This window comes from Streptomyces sp. B15 (assembly GCF_018070605.1).
In the GTDB taxonomy this organism is placed as follows: Bacteria; Actinomycetota; Actinomycetes; order Streptomycetales; family Streptomycetaceae; genus Streptomyces; species Streptomyces smyrnaeus.
The window spans coordinates 1-3,400 of sequence record NZ_JAGPXJ010000188.1; the positions used below are offsets into that span (position 1 = coordinate 1).

The following is a 3,400-nucleotide window of genomic DNA, read 5'->3' on the forward strand; positions in this document are numbered from 1 at the left end:
GTCGTGACCGCGGAGACCTCTCAGACGCTCGACCGAGGGCTGCGAGTCCTCAAATTACTGGCCGACACCGACCACGGCCTCACCGTCACCGAGCTGTCCAACAAGCTCGGCGTCAACCGGACCGTGGTCTACCGGTTGCTGGCCACTCTGGAGCAGCACGCCCTCGTCCGCCGCGACCTCGGCGGACGCGCCCGGGTCGGGCTCGGTGTGCTGCGCCTGGGACGCCAGGTCCACCCCCTGGTACGGGAGGCGGCGCTGCCCGCGCTGCGCTCGCTGGCCGAGGACGTGGGCGCCACCGCGCACCTCACCCTCGTCGACGGCACCGAGGCGCTGGCCGTGGCGGTGGTCGAACCGAGCTGGACGGACTACCACGTCGCCTACCGTACGGGCTTCCGCCATCCCCTCGACCGGGGGGCCGCGGGCCGGGCGATACTCGCCGGTCGCAGACCCGACAGCGAACGCGGGGCGGGATTCGTCCTCACCCACGGCGAACTGGAGGCGGGTGCCAGCGGCGCCGCCGCGCCGGTGCTCGGCGTGAGCGGGATCGAGGGCAGCGTGGGCGTGGTGATGCTGTCCGAGACGGTGCCCGAACAGGTCGGCCACCGCGTGGTCCGCGCCGCCAACGAGGTCGCCGACGCGCTGCGGTGACCGACCGCACCGCGGTACGCGGCCGTACGGGCCCCGGCGGGACGGGGTGTCCGTACGGCCGCGTGGACCGCTCGATAGATTGCGGGGGTGTCCGCATCCAGCACCCGCGCCCCGGGAACCGACGGCCCGCGCCGTACCCGCCGCCGCACGCTCGCGCTCTGCGCGCTGCCCGTCGTCCTGCTGTTCGTCGTGGCGCTGCTCGCCCCGCTGCCGTACTCGCTCGCCCAGCCCGGTGAGACCGCCAATGTGCTCGGCCGGACCGACGGCAAGCCCGTCATCGCGATCGAGGGCGCCAAGATGCAGGGCGCGGACAAGGGGCGACTGCTGACCGTCACCATCGCCGCGACCCGCCCGGAAGCCACCGTGCGGCTGCCCGACGTGGTGCGCGCCTGGTTCCGTGAGGACCGGGCCGCGATGCCGCGCGAGGCCGTCTACCCGGGCGGCGGGGACACCGAGGACGCCGAGGAGCGCATCTCCGAGGAGATGGAGGACTCCCAGCACAAGGCCGTCACCGCGGCCCTGCGCCAGCTGCACCGCTCGCCGGAGAAGGTGCGGGTACGGCTGCGTCTGGGGGACGTCGGCGGCCCGAGTGCCGGGCTGTTCTTCGCACTCGGCATCGTCGACAAGCTCGACGGGGACGGCGCCGGACACGGGCTGACCGGCGGCCGCACCGTCGCCGGGACCGGCACCATCGACGCGAACGGCAAGGTGGGGGCCGTCGGCGGCGTCCCGCTCAAGACACAGGCGGCCCGGCGCGACGGCGCCACCTACTTCCTCCTGCCCAAGGCGCAGTGCGGCGAGGCGCAGGCGCAACTCCCCTCCGGGCTGCGGCTGGTGCCGGTCGGCTCGCTCCAGGGCGCACTGGACGCGCTGAAGGAGATCCGCACGGACGGCAAGGTCCCCAGCTGCTGAACCGGGGGCGATTCCGTCCCCCCCGCTCACCCGGCGGCCCCGCTGTCCTGCGCGGCCTGTCGCACCAGCGGCACGATGCGCAGCGGCACCGGGTTCTCCATGACGATGGCCGTGGAGGCGCGGACGATGCCCTCCATGCCGACCACCCGGTCGATCACCCGCTGGAGATCCGCGTTCGAGCGGGCCACCAGCCGGCAGAGCATGTCGCCGCTCCCCGTCGTCGTATGCAGCTCCAGCACCTCGGGCACCGTCGTCAGATGAGCCCGTACGTCCGGGCCCTGGCCCTGCTTGATCTCCAGCGTCGCGAACGCGGTCACCGGGTAGCCGAGCGCCGCCGGGTCCACCTGCGGGCCGAAGCCCCGGATGACCCCGCCGGAGGTGAGCCGGTCCAGCCGCGCCTGCGCTGTCCCGCGGGCGACTCCCAGCCGCCGGGACAGCTCCAGCACCCCGATCCGCGGCTCCTCGGCGAGCAGTTCGAGCAGCCGTCCGTCCAGCCGGTCAATGCCCATGACTTGCCTCTCCGTGAGTGAAGGCGTAGGGCGAGCAGCAGCTGCACAGATTGCACACATCGTCCGCTGCCTCCCGTGTTCCACTGAACAAACTGCCCAGTGAAAACGCAAACTATTGCGCACCTTGTGGACCGGCGAGACGCTGCCGCCATGACTGCTGCATCCGAAACGAACGTCCACGCGGCAACCCCGCAGACCGCACGGCAGGCAGACCCCTTCCCGGTCAAGGGGATGGACGCGGTCGTCTTCGCCGTCGGCAACGCGAAGCAGGCAGCCCACTACTACTCCACGGCCTTCGGAATGCGGGCCGTGGCCTACGCCGGCCCGGAGAACGGCAGCCGCGAGACGGCCAGCTACGTACTGGAATCCGGCTCCGCCCGATTCGTGTTCACCTCCGTCATCCGCCCCACCACCGACTGGGGCCGCTTCCTGGCCGACCACGTCGCCTCCCACGGAGACGGCGTCATCGACCTGGCCATCGAGGTCCCGGACGCCCGCGCGGCCTACGCCTACGCCGTCGAACACGGCGCACGCGGCCTCGAGGAGCCCTACGAGACCAAGGACGAGCACGGCACGATCGTGCGCGCCGCCATCGCCACCTACGGCGAGACCCGCCACACCCTCGTCGAGCGCTCCGGCTACGACGGCCCCTACCTGCCCGGCTACGTCGCCATGGACCCGATCGTCGAACCCCCCGAACGGCGCTTCTTCCAGGCCGTCGACCACTGCGTCGGCAACGTCGAACTCGGCCGCATGAACGAATGGGTCGCCTTCTACAACAAGGTCATGGGCTTCACCAACATGAAGGAGTTCGTCGGCGACGACATCGCCACCGAATACTCCGCCCTGATGTCGAAGGTCGTCGCCGACGGCACACTCAAGGTCAAGTTCCCCATCAACGAACCCGCCGTCGCGCAGAAGAAGTCCCAGATCGACGAGTACCTGGAGTTCTACGGCGGCGCAGGCGTCCAGCACATCGCACTGGCCACCAACGACATCGTCTCCACGGTGCGGAGCATGCGCGCCGCCGGCGTCCGGTTCCTGGACACCCCCGACACCTACTACGACACACTGGGGGAGTGGGCGGGCGAGACCCGCGTGCCCGTGGAGACCCTGCGCGAGCTGAAGATCCTCGTCGACCGCGACGAGGACGGCTATCTGCTGCAGATCTTCACCAAGCCGGTGCAGGACCGGCCGACCGTCTTCTTCGAACTCATCGAGCGGCACGGGTCGATGGGGTTCGGCAAGGGCAACTTCAAAGCCCTTTTCGAAGCCATCGAACGCGAACAGGCCCTACGCGGCAACCTGTAATCTCCCCGCCCCCCCATGAG

At 70.9% G+C, this 3,400-nt stretch carries 4 protein-coding genes; 3 read left to right on the plus strand and 1 reads right to left on the minus strand.

Going from position 1 to position 3,400, the window contains the following annotated elements; translation table 11 throughout:
• Window positions 1-3 precede the first annotated feature (3 nt).
• Both KBY19_RS35650 and KBY19_RS35655 read left to right on the plus strand, forming a co-directional pair.
• Complete coding sequence (locus KBY19_RS35650) at window positions 4-648, plus strand: IclR family transcriptional regulator (protein ID WP_099881334.1); 645 nt, start codon at window positions 4-6, stop codon at window positions 646-648.
• 87 nt (window positions 649-735) lie between these two features.
• Complete coding sequence (locus KBY19_RS35655) at window positions 736-1,560, plus strand: S16 family serine protease (protein ID WP_210967500.1); 825 nt, start codon at window positions 736-738, stop codon at window positions 1,558-1,560.
• A gap of 26 nt (window positions 1,561-1,586) precedes the next feature.
• On the opposite strand, the gene KBY19_RS35660 is transcribed toward KBY19_RS35655, so the two are convergent.
• Window positions 1,587-2,069, minus strand: a complete 483-nt coding sequence (locus KBY19_RS35660) for an Lrp/AsnC family transcriptional regulator (RefSeq protein WP_099881330.1) — start codon at window positions 2,067-2,069, stop codon at window positions 1,587-1,589.
• Window positions 2,070-2,219: 150 nt separating this feature from the next.
• Here KBY19_RS35660 and hppD point away from each other — a divergent pair, with 150 nt between their 5' ends.
• Complete coding sequence (gene hppD / locus KBY19_RS35665) at window positions 2,220-3,380, plus strand: 4-hydroxyphenylpyruvate dioxygenase (protein ID WP_210967501.1); 1,161 nt, start codon at window positions 2,220-2,222, stop codon at window positions 3,378-3,380.
• Window positions 3,381-3,400: the final 20 nt, after the last annotated feature.